Raw genomic sequence first — 16,285 nt, forward strand, 5'->3', positions numbered from 1 at the left:
TACATGCCACCCATGTACGAAACAATCTGGTCTGGACGTTTACTCTACAGTGAATCTATCCATTGCCGTACCCGTTAGAAGTGCAGGATAAGTACCTAACCTAGCGGTCTGGATTTTTGTTAGGTGTCCGAAGGAATTTTACCTACCTTCTTCTTCTCAACTATTGCTTTTCAACTTAGTGATTCTATGAACCTTCCGCTACCTAATTACATCGGGCGGCTGTTACTGGTGCTTTTGGTGAATGCAGTGGTCTTGTTCGGGCTTACCCCAGCTGCTCAGGCCTCGCACATCCGGGCGGGTGACATTCAAGCTAAATCCGATACGACGGCCAATCCCAACCCGCGCCGTGTGTTTTTCAAAATGGTGCTGTATCAGGCGACTAATCTGGTATCCAATGTTGATGAAAAGGATGTCACTATCTTCTTTGGCGACGGGACGTGCACACTCCAAAATGGCGTGCCCCGCTTCAGCAAAACCCAGATCTCGCCCACGGTTTTTCGCAACATTTATTACTTCGAGCATACTTACAACGCCCCGGGGCAATATACTGTCAGCTACATAGGAGAAAACCGGAATGCGCAGATCCTCAACATGACGGATCCGGGCAACCGAACTTTCTATATTTCTACTACGATTACCATTGACCCGGCTCTAGGCGTCAACCGCTCACCAATTCTGACGGCGCCCGCAATTGACAACGCCAGCGCCAACCAAGTCTTCTTGCACAATCCAGGCGCTTTTGATGCCGATGGCGACTCGCTTTCGTACGAGTTAATGCCTAGCCAAGCCGCTAACGCAGTAGTTGTGGCCGTTACCGACTGCACTCCCCGCAACGCGGTAGTACCAGGCTTTGTATACCCAAGCGCTCAGTCGGCTTCGCCAGGGGGCAAGCAGGTTTCTTATTCAGGCACGCCACCAGGTGTGGTAGGCGCCGATGCCATCTTTACCGTGGACTCGCGTACCGGGCAGATTGTTTGGAACTCCCCTGTTAGAGTAGGTGAATTCAACGTGGCCTTGGTCATCAAGGAATGGCGGCGGGGTGTCGGCCGACCGCGATTGGTAGGCACGGTCATCCGCGATATGCAGATCACGGTGGTGCCCACCAACAACCGGCGTCCCGAGATCACCATTCCGCCCGATTTATGTGTAGTGGCCGGCACCCCCATTCCGGCGCAGACCATCACGGCCACCGACCCCGACGGGCAAGCCATACGCTTGACGGCTTTCGGAGGCATTTTCCCGCCGGCTACGTTTGTGCAGAACCAAACTGGTCCGCCGCAGGCTAGTGGTACATTCCGCTGGACGCCCCAGTGCGAAAATGTACGTTCGGAACCCTATCAGGTGCTTTTCCGAGCGGAAGACCAACCTGCGCAATCCAGTCAGTCGCTGATCGACGAGAAAGTAATGCGCATCACGGTCGTGGGACCGCCGCCGCAGAACTTGCAAGCCACCTTGCAGCCCGGCAGCGCCATCGCGGTATTGAATTGGGACCGCTACGTGTGTCAGAATGCCAGCCAGATCCTGATTTACCGTCGGGAAGGACCTTCTAACTGGACCCCGGGGCCTTGCGAAACCGGCATTCCGGCTGACAAAGGCTATACACAAATCGGGGCGGTAAGTGCTTCCACGCAAGCCTTCCGCGACGACCGCAACGGGCAGGGCCTGGAGCGGGGCAAAACGTATTGCTACCGCATCTATGCCGTGTTTCCGCTGCCGGGCGGTGGGGCAAGCATTGCCTCACAAGAAACCTGTGTTACGCTGACGGGCCGCTCAGCGCTGCTCACCAACGTAACCGTAGACAAAACCGACGCCACCACCGGCCAGATCACCGTGAAGTGGACCAAGCCCACCAGTAGCGCCGGCTTTGCACAGCCATACGGTTACCGTTTGTTGCGGGCCACCGGCCAGAGCACGGCGTTTACGCAGGTGTATACCACTGGTAATCTGAACGATACAGTATTCGTCAACGGTCCTATTAATACACTTACTACGGGCTATACATACCGACTAGAGTTCTTCAGTAGTTCGCCCACTAACACAGAGCTGAAAGAGACGGCTGGGCCCGCTTCGAGCATATTTGCACAGGGCACCATCGGGTCCGATGGCCGCGTTGCCTTAAGCTGGACCCATAACGTACCGTGGAACAACACGCTCAGCCCAACAGTGGTGTTCCGCAAGGATGCGGCCGGCAACTTTGTGCAAGTGGCTACGGTAACCGGCACTGCCACCGGCGGCAGCTACACCGATCCGGGGCCGTTCGTAACGGGGCAGCCCGCGTGTTACTACGTGCGCACTACCGGTACCTACGGGACTGGCTTGCCCACCAACCTCATCAACCTGAGCCAGCAGGTGTGCGTGCAGCCCGTGCCGTGTACGCCGGTGCTCTCGCTGAAAGCCACCAACTGCGACAGCCTGAGCGCTAACCTGTTCAATTTGCCGGCCACCACAGGCAACTCGCAGGTTTACACCAACTTCCTGACCTGGACGCTGAACACCAACCTGCCGCCCAATTGCAACCGTGAGATTGCTTTCTACCGCATTTTCTTCAGTCCTACGCAGGGCGGGCCGTATCGGCAGATTGACTCGGTGAAGGTGCTCAGCTATGCTCACCGCAACCTTACCACACTGGCCGGTTGCTACCAAGTGCAGGCAGTCGATGCCAGCGGACAGGCCAGCGCCCGCAGCAACGAGGTGTGCAACGACAACTGTTTGTTGTTCTTGCTGCCCAACATCTTCACGCCCAACGGCGACGGCATCAACGACACGTTCCGCCCGAAAGTCGCCAGCCCCATCCGGCGGACGCATTTCACGGTATTCAACCGTTGGGGCGTCAAGATCTACGAAAGCTCGGCCGATCCGCTCATCAACTGGAACGGTGGCGGTACGGCCAACGAAGGCGGGCGCGGTCCGGCCGTGGCGGAAGGCATGTATTACTACCAGGCCGAAGTGGAGTTTGCCGACCTGAAGAGCACCAAGAAAACTTTCAAGGGTTGGGTGCAGATCAACCGCTAAACATCAAGCTGCTCTTTCGCAACCTTTTGAAAGAGACAGGATTATAAAAGGGCGGCCCAAGTGGGTCGCCTTTATTTTTTTGAACATGGTCAAGGCACTGCTTTTCGTAGTAGGACTGGCGTTTGCGCTCAGTGGCTGCGTCAACACAAGCCCGGATAACTCGGTATCCCGGCGCGAAGCCATTGTCCAGACCCGGCAGGAGGCCGTGAAGGTGGCTACTCTCTACCTCAAACAACAGCCCATAGCCGGCGACTATTTCCTCGATTCGACTCGGGTGAAGGAAGAGCCGGCCGAATGGCTGGTCTTTTTCAAGCGTAACGTACTGACATGGCCCCGTGAAGGACTCATTGTAGTGGACAAACGCACCGGAACGGCCTACCAACGGCCATATAGGTAATGCTTTGATTAGCAAATAGTTATATATTACCCGTTGGAGACTAATACGCAATGCCTTTTGGGCATGACGCCCGATTTGTGCAGTTTGCGCCCCGACTACAGGCGGCCTGCCCTCCAGAAAGCATCCGCCAAATCTGTGTTTTCCACCCATTCTGCATACTTCCATTTCATGAAAGCAGTCATTTTCCCCGGTCAGGGCAGCCAGTTTATGGGCATGGGCCGCGACCTCTACGAGCAGCAGCCAATCGCCCGCCGGCTTATGGATCAGGCCAACGAAATTCTCGGTTTCCGCCTGACCGACATCCTGTTTGAAGGCACCGACGAAGATTTGCGCCAGACTAACGTCACGCAGCCAGCTATTTTTTTGCACTCCGTAGCGCAAGCCGCCGTGATGAACGGCCTGCTGCCCGACATGGTCGCGGGACATTCGTTGGGCGAGTTTTCGGCGCTGGTAGCCGCGCAGGTGCTCAAGTTTGAAGATGCTTTGCAGCTCGTAGCTCAGCGCGCTCAAGCCATGCAAACTGCCTGCGAGGTAGAGCCCGGCACAATGGCCGCCATCCTCGGCCTCGACGATGATGTGGTCGTGCGCATCTGCACCGAAATCAGCCAGGGCGGCGATGTGGTAGTGGCTGCCAACTTCAACTGCCCCGGCCAACTTGTGATTTCGGGTTCGCGGCGGGGCGTGGAAATTGCCTGCGAGCAACTCAAAGCCGCCGGTGCCAAGCGCGCCTTGCCGCTGCCTGTAGGCGGCGCTTTTCACTCACCGCTGATGCAATCGGCGGAAGCGGCTCTGGCTCAGGCTATTGAAACAACCAAGTTTTCGGTCGGAATTTGCCCTGTGTACCAAAACGTAGACGCACTCCCGCACCGCGACCCCGACGAAATCCGCGAGAACCTGGTGCGCCAGCTCACCGCGCCCGTCCGCTGGACGCAGCTCGTGCAGCGCATGGCTCAGGACGGCGCCACTGATTTTGTGGAGTGCGGCCCCGGCAAGGTGCTGCAAGGCTTGGTGAAGAAGATTGTTCCGGCCGCCGCGTTGAGTTCGGCAGCGGTGTAAGCCGGGGATTTCTTTTATAAGAAGCGCCTCTCCGAAAATTTCAGAGGGGCGTTCTTGTTTCCGTAGCCTAGTAGTGCTGCTGGCGTGCGCCAGCAACGCAATTTTGGTTTATTCTTCAGTCAAAATCCCATCAGGTATATAGTAAGTTGCTGCGTACTGCAATTCTTCTTCGTCTTTTTTGAAATCTTCAAACGCTTTGATATACCAAGAAGGATCTGTAGGGTCATTTGTAACTTCTTCGTAAGTCACAGCCCAGTAATATTCACCATTTTTCCAAGGCTCGATCCCATAAATTCCTAAGCCAAGCTGTCGAACTCGTTTTAAAACAATCTCGAAGTCTAGCGCTGAAAAGTATTTAATTGAAGGTACATCAAACCCAGTGTTCAAATTTGTGAGGCCAGTGAAGACAAACTTGTCTAAGTATAATTCCTTTTTCAACCTGCCTTCTAATCTATTCATGCTTTTCTATTCATGCTTTTAGTTAAACCTTGTTTTTAAATTAATTGGGTTATCTGATACTGGCAATGGAGTACAGATTTGCAAATGCAAATTTAATGAGAGCCAAGTCGACCATTATCGACTTTCTTCTCGACCTGCACTACCTCCAACTCATCTGCACATTCCGCCAGCAAATCCGCCACGGTTTTGCTCAGTCCTGGATGCACCACTTCCGCCGCAATTTCGGCTAACGGCACCAACGCGAAGCGGCGTTCCGGCAGGCGCGGGTGGGGCACTTGTAGCTGCGGGGTATCTACTATCTCATTGTTATACAATAAGATATCAATATCGAGGGTGCGGGCACCCCAGCGAATGCGGCGTTCGCGGCCGGCTTGCTGTTCTACTTGCAAGCACGCCGCTAGCAATTGCTTGGGGCGTAAGGTCGTTGCGAGCTGCACGGCTTGGTTGAGAAAAGCAGGCTGATCTTCCAGGCCCCAAGCCGCCGTTTCGTACACTCCCGATACCTCCACCACACGCCCGGCCGACTCGTTTAGCAGCTGAATGGCTGTCCGCAGAGTGGCGGCTCGGTCACCGAGGTTGCCGCCGAGCAGGAGGTAAGCCGTGGAAAAATTAGCTTCTGCCATTATAGCCCGCGAAAGAAGGCAATAGTGCGGTCGGCGACTTCCTGCGCCTGCGCGGGCAGGTGGTTTTCATCCCAGGGGTGTTTGCCGCCGAACATGTGCCCGGCCCCCGGCACGATCACCAACTCAGATTCGGGTTTCCAGCTTTTCAGGGCGTGCGCCATTTCTACCGGCAGTGTTTCGTCCTGGTCGCCGTGGATAATAAATAAGGGCTGGCGGAGCTTTTCGCGCACGTTTCGCGGAATGTCGAGGCGCTGCTTATTAGCCAAATAATCTTCTACCAATTGATAGTACATGGGCATGCGCTGGCCGGTGCGCGAGTTGTCTACGTACTGCACACCGTTTTCCTTCCACTGCCGCATAATGTCCTCCGACCAGCGTTGGTCGATGTCGTTGATGGGTGCCCAAGCGGCTACTGCCCGTACGCGTGCGTCTTCGGCCGCTTTCAGCATCACCAGCCCGCCGCCGCGGCTGTGGCCCGCCAAATACAAGCGCGACAAATCCATTTCTGCTGCCGGAACGGGCGTGCCATTTGGTTCGTGCAGGCGATCCAGTAAGATGCCCAGGTCGTCAAGCTCTAGGCTAAAATTATTCTGACCGAAAGCCTCCATGTCCTCGAGGTCGCCGGTGCCGCCGGGCACCACGCCGTTGTGCGACAGGTCCAGCTTCACGAATACAAAGCCGTGGTTGGCAAAATAGTCGGCGAGCACGTTGAAATGTCCCCAGTCTTTGAAGCCTTTAAAGCCGTGCACAAACACCACTACCGGTTTGGGCTGGCCAGTGGGCACGTAGCGGGCATCGGCGGCGAAGGGGCGGGTGTGGCGGGTACTGCTCAGCAGAAACTCAACAACAACGGGTGACGTATCGACGGACATTTTCTTCAGCAAAAGTGCGGGTGAACAAATCGTAGTGAAAGTACGAGGCTAAAACCGCTACGGATACTGCGAGGTTAGGAAACCGTTGCGCCGCCCCGTATCATTGCACCGCCTTTACCCGTCGATGAAAGTATCCCTGGATCAAATACAGGCCCCTATTGCGGCCGACATGGAGGAATTTGAGCGCAAATTCCGCGCTTCCATGCAAAGCCGGGTGATGCTTCTCGACAAGATCATGGGCTACATCGTGAAGCGCAAAGGCAAGCAGATCCGGCCGATGTTCGTGTTTTTTACGGCCAAAATCTGCGGCGGCGACCCACTGCCCGAAGCTACTTTCCGGGGCGCGGCGCTCATCGAACTGCTGCACACGGCTACGCTGGTGCACGACGATGTGGTAGATGAGTCGAATTACCGCCGGGGCTTCTTTTCCATTAATGCCCTGTGGAAGAACAAGATAGCGGTTCTGGTCGGCGACTACCTGCTGTCGAAAGGCCTGCTATTGTCGCTGGAGCACGACGACTACGATCTGCTCAAAATCGTGTCGAATGCGGTACGGGAATTGAGCGAAGGCGAGTTGCTGCAAATCGAAAAAGCGCGCCGCCTCGACATTACGGAAGACGTGTACTTCGAAATCATCCGCCAGAAAACCGCTTCGCTGATTGCGTCGTGCTGCGCGGTAGGAGCGTCTTCGGCCGGCGCCGACAAAGCCACCATTGAGCGGGCCCGCCTGTTTGGGGAGAAAGTCGGCATTGCCTTCCAAATCAAGGACGACTTGTTTGATTACGGCACCGACGAAATCGGCAAGCCCGTCGGCATCGACATCAAAGAGAAAAAGATGACGTTGCCGCTTATATATGCCTTGCAGCAAGCCGATTGGCTCACGAAGCGCCGCGTTATTTTCAACGTGCAAAATAACGACGGCCGCAAAGACCGCGTGCAAGCCGTAATTGATTTCGTGAAGAAATCCGGTGGCCTAGACTACGCCATTGCTACCATGCAACGCTACCGCGACGAGGCGCTGACGCTGCTGCGTAATTTCCCGGAATCGCCCTCCCGTACGTCGCTGGAGCAATTAATCAACTACACCATCGAGCGGGAAAAGTAGCGGTATCGTAAGATCGGGCTACAGCAGGCAATGCCTTATTTTTTTTATAACTAATTAATAATCAATTGGTTATACAAAGAGCTGTCCTGGATATCCAGGACAGCTCTTTGTATGAGTTGACAGGGGTCGGCTGCTTCTCGGCAGAGTTGCCGCGATCCTTGGTTCAGACTAGACTTCCGGCTCGGCTACCTGGTAGCTTACGCTGCCTTGTGCTACTTCCGAAACGTCGAACATCACGCCGTCGAAGGTGCTTTTCACGGTGATTTCGTGCGTCATGTCGCAGCCGGGGCACTTTACTTCTTCTTTTTCATATTGCCCGTCGTCTTCCATGGAATTGGCCAGCAAGTCGGGTGCGGGCACGCCAATCAGGTCTGTAAATACTTCGGTGTGGCACTTGTTGCACTCGAATTTCAATCCGACGGTGCGGCCCTGAAGTTCATCGACGGGAGCAGGGGTGTTGGGTTTTTGCTGAATCCACATAAGCGGGAAAGAAGTTGGTGTTGGAGAAAGGAGCGAGAGCATCGGCGGCGCTCGTGAGGCGGCACTTGTTGGGAAGTGTACGCAAGGCATCTCAAAAAGGTGAAGCCCAGCCGCAATCGGCTCAGCCAGAGCAAGACCCACTAGCAGCGTTCGAGGCTTGTATTTACCTTTAGGAACAGCCCTCACTATTTCCCTATGCCCGCTAATTCGTCTGTTGCTGGCCGGTTGCCGGTGGTGCCGCGCCTGCGCTCGCTGCGCAACTCTATGGCCTTGGCAGCCAATCCGTTGCCCATGCTCGACTCGTACCTCAACGAGCTTGGTGATTCCTTGATTATGTATTTGGGTGGCGTGCAGAAATCGCTGCTGACCCGCGATCCGGGCCTGATTCAGCACGTTTTGCAAAAAAACCACCGCAACTTTCCGAAGTCGTGGATGTCGTTGGGCTTTGCCCGCTACATGGGGCACGGCCTGCTGACCAGCGAGGGTAACTATTGGCTCCAACAGCGCCGCCTGATTCAGCCCGGTTTTCACCGCCAGCGCGTGGCCGCACTTACTGATCTGATGCTGAGCGTAATCGACGATTGCCTGGACCCGCTGGAAAAACAGGCCGCGCAGCAGGGTGGGGCTGTGGAAGCGCCGGTGCACGAGATGATGACGACCCTGACGTTTCGTATCATTGCGCGCTCAGTATTCAGCAGCAATCTGCCCGAGGCCGAATTGCAACGCATGGCGTGGCTCATTACGGCGATTCAGGCGTTTTACGTGCGCAGCGTTCGGCAGCCGTACTTGTTTCCGTGGCTTACCGTAACCGGCCAGTATCGCCGCCATGATCAGTTTGCCGCCGAACTGCGCCGCCTGATGCTGAAGTACATCCGGGGACGCCAGCGCAGCGGCGAAATGCATGATGACTTGCTGCAAATGCTGCTCGATGCCCGCTACGAAGATTCCGGCCAGCCCATGACGGAAACGCAGGTGCTCGACGAAGCTGCCATTCTGCTCGTGGCAGGACACGAAACCTCGGCCAATGCCCTTTCGTGGGTGTGGTACCTGCTCGCTCAGCATCCGGAAGTAGTTGCGAAGCTGCGCCGCGAAATGGCGGAAGTATTGGGCGATCGACGGCCCACATTTGCCGACTTGCCCCGGCTTGGCTACGCCCTGCAAGTGGTGCAGGAAACCATGCGCCTGTACCCGCCCGCCTGGATCACGGATCGCATTAGCCTCGAAGACGACGAATACAACGGCGTATTCCTGCCCAAAGGCACGCTGATATCCATCTATCTCTACGGCGTGCACCATTCGCCCAAGCTGTGGGACGAGCCGGAAGTCTTTCGCCCCGAGCGTTTTGCGCCCGAGCAAGTACGCCAACACGCACCCTACGCCTACGCGCCGTTCGGCGGCGGGCCGCGCCTGTGCATCGGCAATCAGTTTGCGCTCACCGAGATGCAGTTGGTGCTTCTCGAAACCCTGCGCCGTTTCGACGTGGAGCCAGTGGTGCAGCCGCCCGTGCAACTGGAGCCGCTCATTACGCTACGGCCCCGCCACGATTTTCGGGTGCGGTTTCGGCACCGGACGTGAACCGGCGCGAACTTTCTGCTTGCTAATCTCTGCCATTAGAAAGCAAAAGCCGTCGGTTGTGCATAGCAGTACTATGCACAACCGACGGCTTTTTCGCAATTCATAACCGTCAGGTAATCTGATGGTTATGAGTTATTCTTTTAGTAGCTCGTCGATGGTTTTATTGAACTCAGCGATCTCGGCATCATAATATTTACCCGTGCCGGGGCCGGAGAAACCCGTATGGATCTTCCGTACTTCACCTTTTTTATCTAAGAAAATGGTTGTCGGAAAGGCCAGAACCTGAGCCAGTTGTGGCAACGACTTGCTGGCCGAGTCTTTGTTCGATACGCCGGCAACGGCGATGTCATATCCTACATGCATGCGTTCGCGCATTTTCACGAGGCGTTCCGACGCCTTCTTTTGGTCGGAGCTGCGCTCGTAGCCCAAGCCGATGATTTCGACGCCGCGGCTCTTGTTCTTTTCATACCACGGAGCCAGAAAATTGGTCTCGTCCATGCAGTTGGGGCACCACGAGCCCAGAATCTGCACCACCACCACTTTGCCCTTGTACTTGGGGTCGGAAGGGGAGATGACGCCGCCTTCGTAGATGTTCGGAAACTTGAAATCGAGCTTTTTCTGACCGGGCTTCATGCCCGTGAGCGCGTTAGCGTCGGGGAGTTTGGCGTTGGGATTTATCATAGCAAACCAAGTTTCATGACCGCTTTTGCCGCTGTAGAAATCGCCTTTTATACTGTCTAATGTATCATCTGCCAGCATGGCACCGGTGAACAAAAATCCATGGCTTCCGTCAAAAGTGGAAAGCTTCAGCGTACTACCATCAACCTGGCCCGCCAAGTACCGGTAGTCGCCGGTAGTCGTCAGGAAGGTGCCCGTTACGTCGGTGCCGTTTTGCTTGAAAATGCCCACTGCCGGATACGTTTTGCCATCGTCCTCTTTGAAGGTGACCGCCCAAGTACCGTCGAAGGACTGAGGCTTCGCATTGGAAACCGGAAACAGCTTCTGCTCGCCTTGGGTAGCGGTAAAGGGCACTCGGTACGGGTCTTTTGTGTCGTATTTTACCCAAGTGCCTTTCAGCTTATCGCTGCCATCTGCACGTACAACCAGCGCAGCATCAAAGGCGCCCAACCGAATGGTGGTAGAGTCGCCGGCGGCTTTGATTTCGTCGAGCTTTAATTTTTCCGCGCCGTTGCGCAGGTACACGGCCACGGGTTGGTTATTATTACCGGATTCTACTTCAAACAGAAATGGGATTTCCTGGCCCTGCGTCGAGAGCACGCCGCGCCAGGTACCCGCTTTCAGGTAATTGGCGTTGGTAGCGGCCGACTCGCCGCTGGCGGCTTTTTCGGAGGAAGAGGAGTTGGAGGTGCAGGCCGCCGCGGCCAGCGCAAGACCGGCCCCAGCGAGCACCTTGCGAAAAGAGAAGGCAACAGGCATGATGGAAAAGAAAAAAGAGAAATTCGACTCTAAACCAACGATAAGGGCAACTGGTTTTGTAAGGTAAGGGTACAAAGATAACTTTGGGTCTCGCAACGCAGGCCGCCTATATTTGCGTGCCCGCTCGCAGGAGCCTAACCTCTCACAATCTTTCCTTCTTTATTATGGCGTTTGACTTAGAAATGATTCAGGCCGTGTACGCCGGCATGGGGCCGCGCATTGAAGCTGCCCGTGCTGCCGTTGGCCGCCCGCTCACGCTGGCCGAGAAAATTTTGTACGCTCACCTGTATGGCGGCAATGTAACTCAGGCGTTTGAGCGGGGCGTTTCCTACGTCGATTTCGCTCCCGACCGCGTGGCTATGCAGGACGCAACCGCCCAAATGGCGCTGTTGCAGTTTATGCAAGCCGGCAAAGACAAAACGGCCGTGCCGAGCACTGTGCACTGCGACCACCTCATCCAGGCCCGCGATGGTGCCGAGGAAGACTTGGCCGTGGCCAACGACGAGAACCGCGAAGTTTATGACTTCTTAGCTTCGGTGTCTAACAAATACGGCATTGGCTTCTGGAAGCCGGGTGCGGGTATTATTCACCAAGTAGTGCTGGAAAATTACGCCTTCCCCGGCGGCATGATGATCGGCACGGACTCGCACACCCCGAACGCAGGTGGTCTGGGCATGATCGCCATTGGCGTGGGTGGCGCCGACGCCGTCGACGTAATGGCGGGCATGGCCTGGGAACTGAAATTCCCGAAAGTGATTGGCGTTAAGCTGACCGGCAAGCTCAGCGGCTGGACGGCTCCAAAAGACGTAATTCTGAAAGTGGCTGGTATTCTGACCGTTAAGGGCGGTACCGGCGCTATCGTCGAATACTTTGGCGAAGGTGCTGAAAGTATGTCGTGCACGGGCAAGGCGACCATCTGCAATATGGGTGCGGAAATTGGCGCCACCACTTCGGTATTCAACTACGACCAGAAAATGGCCGAATATCTGCGCGGCACCAACCGCGCCGAGATCGCTGATCTGGCTGAAGGCGTTGCCGCGCACCTGCGCGCCGACGACGAAGTGTATGCTCAGCCCGAGAAATACTACGATCAGCTTATCGAGATCAACCTGTCGGAGCTGGAGCCGCACGTCAACGGACCGTTCACGCCGGACGCCGCTTGGCCTATTTCGCAGTTTGCCGCCGCCGTACGCGAGCACGGCTGGCCTGCCAAACTGGAAGTAGGTCTGATTGGTTCGTGCACCAACTCGTCGTACGAAGACATCACCCGTGCGGCTTCCATCGCTGAGCAAGCCGTGAGCAAGGGCCTGAGCGTAAACGCCGAGTTCACCGTAACGCCCGGCTCGGAGTTGGTGCGCTACACAGTAGCTCGTGACGGCCTGCTCGACACGTTTGCTCAGATGGGCGGCGTAGTATTGGCGAATGCTTGCGGTCCGTGCATCGGGCAGTGGGCACGTCACACCGACGATCCGAAGCGCAAGAACTCGATCATCACGTCGTTCAACCGCAACTTTGCCAAGCGCAACGACGGCAACCCGAACACGCATGCGTTCGTGGCTTCGCCCGAAATCGTGACGGCTTTCGCCATTGCCGGCGACCTGACCTTCAATCCGCTTACCGACACGCTGACCACCAAAGACGGCCAGCAGGTACGCCTCGACGAGCCACACGGCCTCGAAACGCCACCCCAAGGCTACGCTGTAGAAGATGCTGGTTATCAGGCGCCTGCTGCAAGCGGCCTTGGCGTGCAGGTAATCGTTGATCCGGAATCTGATCGGCTGGAGCTGCTGGAGCCGTTTAAGGCCTGGGAAGGCACCGACCTCCGTGGGCTGCGTTTGCTCATCAAGGCCCAAGGCAAGTGCACCACCGACCACATCTCGATGGCTGGTCCTTGGTTGAAGTATCGCGGTCACCTGGACAACATCTCCAACAACATGCTCATCGGGGCGACCAACGCTTTCAACGGCGAAGCCAACTCGGTGAAGGACCAGCTGACGCAGGGCACGCCCTACAACACGGTACCTGCTGTAGCCCGCACGTACAAGTCAATGGGCATCGGAACGGTGGTCGTAGGCGACGAGAACTACGGCGAGGGCTCTTCGCGCGAGCACGCGGCCATGGAACCTCGCCACTTGGGCGTTCGCGCCGTGATCGTGAAGTCGTTTGCCCGTATTCACGAGACCAACCTCAAGAAGCAGGGCATGCTGGCTCTCACGTTTGCCAACAAGGCCGACTACGATCTGATCGAGGAGGACGACACCATCGACATCCTCGGCCTGACCGATTTTCAGCCCGGCAAGCCGTTGCAGGCCCGCCTGCATCACACCGACGGTGATACCGACCTCATCACGCTGAACCACACGTACAACGAAGGTCAGATTGAGTGGTTCAAAGCCGGCTCGGCCCTGAACTTGATCCGTTTGAAAGAAGCTAGCGGAAGCAATCTTTCGCAGAAGTAATTGGTAATCAAGTGTTTATAAAAGGCCGCTTCCTGCTTAGGAAGCGGCCTTTTTTATTTCTCCGCTCGTTTCGTTTGAAATCGTAGCGGCCTCAAATACACTTTGGGGCCGCTGCTGAAAATTTCCTTTCTTCCCGAATGAGTGCTTCTCCCAAACAGGCGATTTCGATTGTAGGCTTTTTCATCACACTGGCCGGGGCAATACTATTTTCCACGAAAGCCATTATCGTAAAAGCCGCTTTTGGCAGCACGCACACCGACGCCGTAACGCTGCTCACGCTACGGATGCTATTTGCCTTGCCATTTTACGTCGTGACGGCCTTTGTAATAAGTCGTCACAAAGACAATGTGCGCATGAAACCCCGAGAATGGGTATTGGCGATTTCGCTGGGATTTTTGGGGTATTATTTGAGCAGTTTATTTGATTTTGTTGGCCTACAATATGTGTCAGCTGGCTTGGAACGCCTGATTTTATTTTTGTACCCGAGCTTCGCAGTATTCATCAACGCGTATTTTTTCGGGCAGCCTATTTCCCGCATCCAAAAAGTGGCGCTGCTGCTTACGTACCTGGGTATTGCCATTGCCTATTTTGGTGAACTGCAACTGGATACAAGCAACCCGCATTTTCTTTTTGGCAGCTTTATGGTCTTCTTATGCGCAATTACTTATTCCATTTACATCGTTGGGAGCGGGAAAATTATTCCTAAAATAGGCGCTGCTAAATTCACCGCCTATGCGATGATGGCAGCGACATTTGGCGTATTTTCTCACTTTGCTTACACCGGTCATTTCCAGACTTTAATTACCGGAAAAGAGTTGTGGCAATTTGGATTATTATTGGCCGTAGTAGCCACAGTTTTGCCCACCTTTATGCTGTCGCAGGGCTTAAAAATGATTGGCTCCAATAATGTGGCAATTATCAGTGGGGTGGGGCCGGTGTCTACTATTTTGCAGGCGCATTTCGTCCTGGGCGAAAAGATATTCGCGGAGCAAATATTCGGAACCGTTTTGGTTGTGATCGGAGTGTTGCTGATCGGCTGGAAGCGCAAGCCCGCCGAACTACAGCCCGGCTGATTGGCTTACGCAAGCAAAAGCCGGCCTCCGAGGAGAAGCCGGCTTTTGCTTGGTTGTGGTGCCGTGCCCTACTTGGACGTGACGCTATTTGAGTTTTGTTTGACCATCTGGGCTTCCGAAATCGGCTGCCAGGTGCCGTCGCCTTTGCGCTCTTCGGTGAGCAGGCGCATGTGCGTGTCGTCTACTTTGGTCCGCGTCACGCGCGAATGGTTGGTGATGCCCATAAACGCTCCGTCGCCTTCCATAATCAGCTGGTTGTTGGCCCAGCCATTGCCCGTTGCCATGTTCCAGCCCGTGCCGGTTTCGCCGGCTTGCATGCTGGCCTGCACCCACCGCCGGCTATGGGGCTCGTAAGCCATCACCGGGACGTATTTGCCATCGGGCTTATTGGCTCTGGTAAGCATCATGGGGTGCTGCGGATCGAAGCGATAGACGGCGGTGTCTGAGAAAGTGCGTTCGGGAGAAATAGCGCTGGCGTATGACTTGCCGGTGGATATCCAGGTGCCTTCCAGCCAGCGGGCCGCTTCAATTTCGGGCAGCGGAGCAGTGGGCAGCATCAGCGCGGTAGGGTCGAGCTTCAGCACTTCGGCGGCCTGCTCGTCGTAGGTTTTGTCAGGATGCGGCGTCTGCAAATAAGCGGCCACGGCATCGGCGCGCTTGCGGTCTTCCGCGAGGCTTTGGGTGTACTGAGCCGGCGTCATGATCTTGCCAACGGTCAGCTCAAAAGTGCCCTGCGCGGCTTTGGGCTCGAAGGGCGCGACTTCCAGGCGGTAGCGCCCGGTTTGTGGTGCTACTAGCGTCACGTATTCGGTGCCCTGCCGGTCGGTTGGCGAATCGAAGGAGGCAATTTTCTTGCCGTCGGGGCCATAAGTATTGATTACGACATCGACGCCTTTTTGCAGCACGGTAGCTTTCAGCGCCTCTCCAGATTTTAGCTGCACCTGGTAGTCGTAGCTGGTGCTACCCTGCATGGGCTGGGTGACGGCTTTTCCCGCCTTCAGCATAACTGCACCCGACTTGTTCTGAGCCAGGCCCGAGAGCGACAAAACCAACAGAAGCGGCAAAACCCGAGTAGATTTTCGAAAATTCATGGCAATAGGAATAAAGGTGGGAAAGAGTTCAGTTGAAGAAGGTACACCTTTATTAATTCCTGATCAATCACATAATCATGTGATATTCAGATGTTTATGCCATAATAACGGAATTGTCACAACCAAGAAGATGCCCAGGCCCAGAAAATAAAAACGGCTGCCTTGCCGAAGCGAAAGCAGCCGAAAACGGCAGAAATAAAATGTGCTTAAAGGGTTAGTTGAGCCACACCTCGGCAACCGTTTCGAAGCGCCGGGCTGCAAATGCGCCATACGGAGCTTCAACGTGAAAACCGAGAATGTGTACCTGGGGTTGGCCGGTGTGAGCACTACGCAACACGCGCACCGGATACACGCGCCCGGCTTCGGGCCACTCGCCTACATAGTCTGCGGGGCGGCTGCTGGCGTCCACGCAACGAGCATAGTGCTGGACGGGAGAAGGTACAGGAAGCTTTACTTTCGACATATGCAAAGATACAAATATTTACTAAAACTAAAAAAATTGGAAGAAATAATTATATGATATATCAGGGAAATTATTGCGCAATGATAAGATTAAAATGAAATTAAGCCAGGAATATACCGCTATAAAAAACTATATTAATTGAACAATCTCAGCAGATGAGAAAAACAATTTGCTAAAAAAATT

At 55.2% G+C, this 16,285-nt stretch carries 14 protein-coding genes; 7 read left to right on the forward strand and 7 right to left on the reverse strand.

The window, feature by feature from the left end; all coding sequences use genetic code 11:
- Positions 1-186: 186 nt before the first annotated feature.
- The 3 genes from H9I52_RS02980 to fabD all read left to right on the forward strand — a co-directional run bounded on the left by H9I52_RS02980 (position 187) and on the right by fabD (position 4,465).
- Positions 187-3,012 (forward strand): gliding motility-associated C-terminal domain-containing protein, encoded by a 2,826-nt coding sequence (locus H9I52_RS02980; RefSeq protein WP_187452589.1) that lies wholly within the window; start codon positions 187-189, stop codon positions 3,010-3,012.
- Positions 3,013-3,097: 85 nt separating this feature from the next.
- Positions 3,098-3,409 (forward strand): hypothetical protein, encoded by a 312-nt coding sequence (locus H9I52_RS02985; protein ID WP_187452590.1) that lies wholly within the window; start codon positions 3,098-3,100, stop codon positions 3,407-3,409.
- A gap of 168 nt (positions 3,410-3,577) precedes the next feature.
- Positions 3,578-4,465: an ACP S-malonyltransferase gene (gene fabD / locus H9I52_RS02990; protein ID WP_187452591.1), complete on the forward strand. Its 888-nt coding sequence runs from the start codon at positions 3,578-3,580 to the stop codon at positions 4,463-4,465.
- Positions 4,466-4,573: 108 nt separating this feature from the next.
- Here the strand turns inward: fabD and H9I52_RS02995 are convergent, their stop codons facing one another.
- The 3 genes from H9I52_RS02995 to H9I52_RS03005 all read right to left on the reverse strand — a co-directional run bounded on the left by H9I52_RS02995 (position 4,574) and on the right by H9I52_RS03005 (position 6,419).
- Positions 4,574-4,924: a hypothetical protein gene (locus H9I52_RS02995; protein WP_139514147.1), complete on the reverse strand. Its 351-nt coding sequence runs from the start codon at positions 4,922-4,924 to the stop codon at positions 4,574-4,576.
- A 92-nt stretch (positions 4,925-5,016) separates the two neighbouring features.
- A complete protein-coding gene (gene folK / locus H9I52_RS03000; RefSeq protein ID WP_187452592.1) occupies positions 5,017-5,547 on the reverse strand; it encodes a 2-amino-4-hydroxy-6-hydroxymethyldihydropteridine diphosphokinase in 531 nt (176 codons plus the stop codon).
- The gene (locus tag H9I52_RS03005; RefSeq protein ID WP_187452593.1) at positions 5,547-6,419 is read right to left on the reverse strand and encodes an alpha/beta hydrolase family protein; all 873 of its coding nucleotides are present in this window, start codon (positions 6,417-6,419) and stop codon (positions 5,547-5,549) included. The genes folK and H9I52_RS03005 overlap by 1 nt, the downstream gene beginning before the upstream one ends.
- A gap of 124 nt (positions 6,420-6,543) precedes the next feature.
- Between H9I52_RS03005 and H9I52_RS03010 the strand changes: the two genes are divergently transcribed.
- Complete coding sequence (locus H9I52_RS03010) at positions 6,544-7,524, forward strand: polyprenyl synthetase family protein (protein ID WP_139514144.1); 981 nt, start codon at positions 6,544-6,546, stop codon at positions 7,522-7,524.
- 168 nt (positions 7,525-7,692) lie between these two features.
- Here the strand turns inward: H9I52_RS03010 and H9I52_RS03015 are convergent, their stop codons facing one another.
- Positions 7,693-8,004, reverse strand: a complete 312-nt coding sequence (locus H9I52_RS03015) for a hypothetical protein (protein ID WP_187452594.1) — start codon at positions 8,002-8,004, stop codon at positions 7,693-7,695.
- 195 nt (positions 8,005-8,199) lie between these two features.
- Here H9I52_RS03015 and H9I52_RS03020 point away from each other — a divergent pair, with 195 nt between their 5' ends.
- Entirely contained in the window at positions 8,200-9,579 is a 1,380-nt protein-coding gene (locus H9I52_RS03020; protein ID WP_187452595.1) for a cytochrome P450, read from the forward strand.
- 132 nt (positions 9,580-9,711) lie between these two features.
- Here H9I52_RS03020 and H9I52_RS03025 read toward each other — a convergent pair whose 3' ends face one another.
- Positions 9,712-11,016, reverse strand: coding sequence for a peroxiredoxin family protein (locus H9I52_RS03025; protein WP_187452596.1), 1,305 nt, complete (start codon positions 11,014-11,016; stop codon positions 9,712-9,714).
- 164 nt (positions 11,017-11,180) lie between these two features.
- Here H9I52_RS03025 and H9I52_RS03030 point away from each other — a divergent pair, with 164 nt between their 5' ends.
- Complete coding sequence (locus H9I52_RS03030) at positions 11,181-13,475, forward strand: aconitate hydratase (protein WP_187452597.1); 2,295 nt, start codon at positions 11,181-11,183, stop codon at positions 13,473-13,475.
- Between the two features lie 137 nt (positions 13,476-13,612).
- Positions 13,613-14,548, forward strand: a complete 936-nt coding sequence (locus H9I52_RS03035; RefSeq protein ID WP_187452598.1) for a DMT family transporter — start codon at positions 13,613-13,615, stop codon at positions 14,546-14,548.
- A 68-nt stretch (positions 14,549-14,616) separates the two neighbouring features.
- Here the strand turns inward: H9I52_RS03035 and H9I52_RS03040 are convergent, their stop codons facing one another.
- Together H9I52_RS03040 and H9I52_RS03045 are read right to left on the reverse strand one after the other, a co-directional pair.
- The gene (locus tag H9I52_RS03040; RefSeq protein WP_187452599.1) at positions 14,617-15,639 is read right to left on the reverse strand and encodes a PPC domain-containing protein; all 1,023 of its coding nucleotides are present in this window, start codon (positions 15,637-15,639) and stop codon (positions 14,617-14,619) included.
- 214 nt (positions 15,640-15,853) lie between these two features.
- Positions 15,854-16,102: a hypothetical protein gene (locus H9I52_RS03045; protein WP_139514137.1), complete on the reverse strand. Its 249-nt coding sequence runs from the start codon at positions 16,100-16,102 to the stop codon at positions 15,854-15,856.
- Positions 16,103-16,285: the final 183 nt, after the last annotated feature.

The sequence above is a fragment of the Hymenobacter sp. BT491 genome (genome assembly GCF_014349165.1).
In the GTDB taxonomy this organism is placed as follows: domain Bacteria; phylum Bacteroidota; class Bacteroidia; order Cytophagales; family Hymenobacteraceae; genus Hymenobacter; species Hymenobacter jejuensis.

What these genes read in the sequence shown, in the direction of transcription:
- folK (WP_187452592.1), bottom strand. Translation starts at nt 5,547, where the DNA reads ATGGCAGAAGCTAATTTTTCCACGGCTTACCTCCTGCTCGGCGGCAAC.
- H9I52_RS03035 (WP_187452598.1), top strand. Translation starts at nt 13,613, where the DNA reads ATGAGTGCTTCTCCCAAACAGGCGATTTCGATTGTAGGCTTTTTCATC.
- H9I52_RS03005 (WP_187452593.1), bottom strand. Translation starts at nt 6,419, where the DNA reads ATGTCCGTCGATACGTCACCCGTTGTTGTTGAGTTTCTGCTGAGCAGT.
- H9I52_RS03010 (WP_139514144.1), top strand. Translation starts at nt 6,544, where the DNA reads ATGAAAGTATCCCTGGATCAAATACAGGCCCCTATTGCGGCCGACATG.
- H9I52_RS03030 (WP_187452597.1), top strand. Translation starts at nt 11,181, where the DNA reads ATGGCGTTTGACTTAGAAATGATTCAGGCCGTGTACGCCGGCATGGGG.
- fabD (WP_187452591.1), top strand. Translation starts at nt 3,578, where the DNA reads ATGAAAGCAGTCATTTTCCCCGGTCAGGGCAGCCAGTTTATGGGCATG.
- H9I52_RS02995 (WP_139514147.1), bottom strand. Translation starts at nt 4,924, where the DNA reads ATGAATAGATTAGAAGGCAGGTTGAAAAAGGAATTATACTTAGACAAG.
- H9I52_RS03020 (WP_187452595.1), top strand. Translation starts at nt 8,200, where the DNA reads ATGCCCGCTAATTCGTCTGTTGCTGGCCGGTTGCCGGTGGTGCCGCGC.
- H9I52_RS02980 (WP_187452589.1), top strand. Translation starts at nt 187, where the DNA reads ATGAACCTTCCGCTACCTAATTACATCGGGCGGCTGTTACTGGTGCTT.
- H9I52_RS03045 (WP_139514137.1), bottom strand. Translation starts at nt 16,102, where the DNA reads ATGTCGAAAGTAAAGCTTCCTGTACCTTCTCCCGTCCAGCACTATGCT.
- H9I52_RS03040 (WP_187452599.1), bottom strand. Translation starts at nt 15,639, where the DNA reads ATGAATTTTCGAAAATCTACTCGGGTTTTGCCGCTTCTGTTGGTTTTG.
- H9I52_RS03015 (WP_187452594.1), bottom strand. Translation starts at nt 8,004, where the DNA reads ATGTGGATTCAGCAAAAACCCAACACCCCTGCTCCCGTCGATGAACTT.
- H9I52_RS02985 (WP_187452590.1), top strand. Translation starts at nt 3,098, where the DNA reads ATGGTCAAGGCACTGCTTTTCGTAGTAGGACTGGCGTTTGCGCTCAGT.
- H9I52_RS03025 (WP_187452596.1), bottom strand. Translation starts at nt 11,016, where the DNA reads ATGCCTGTTGCCTTCTCTTTTCGCAAGGTGCTCGCTGGGGCCGGTCTT.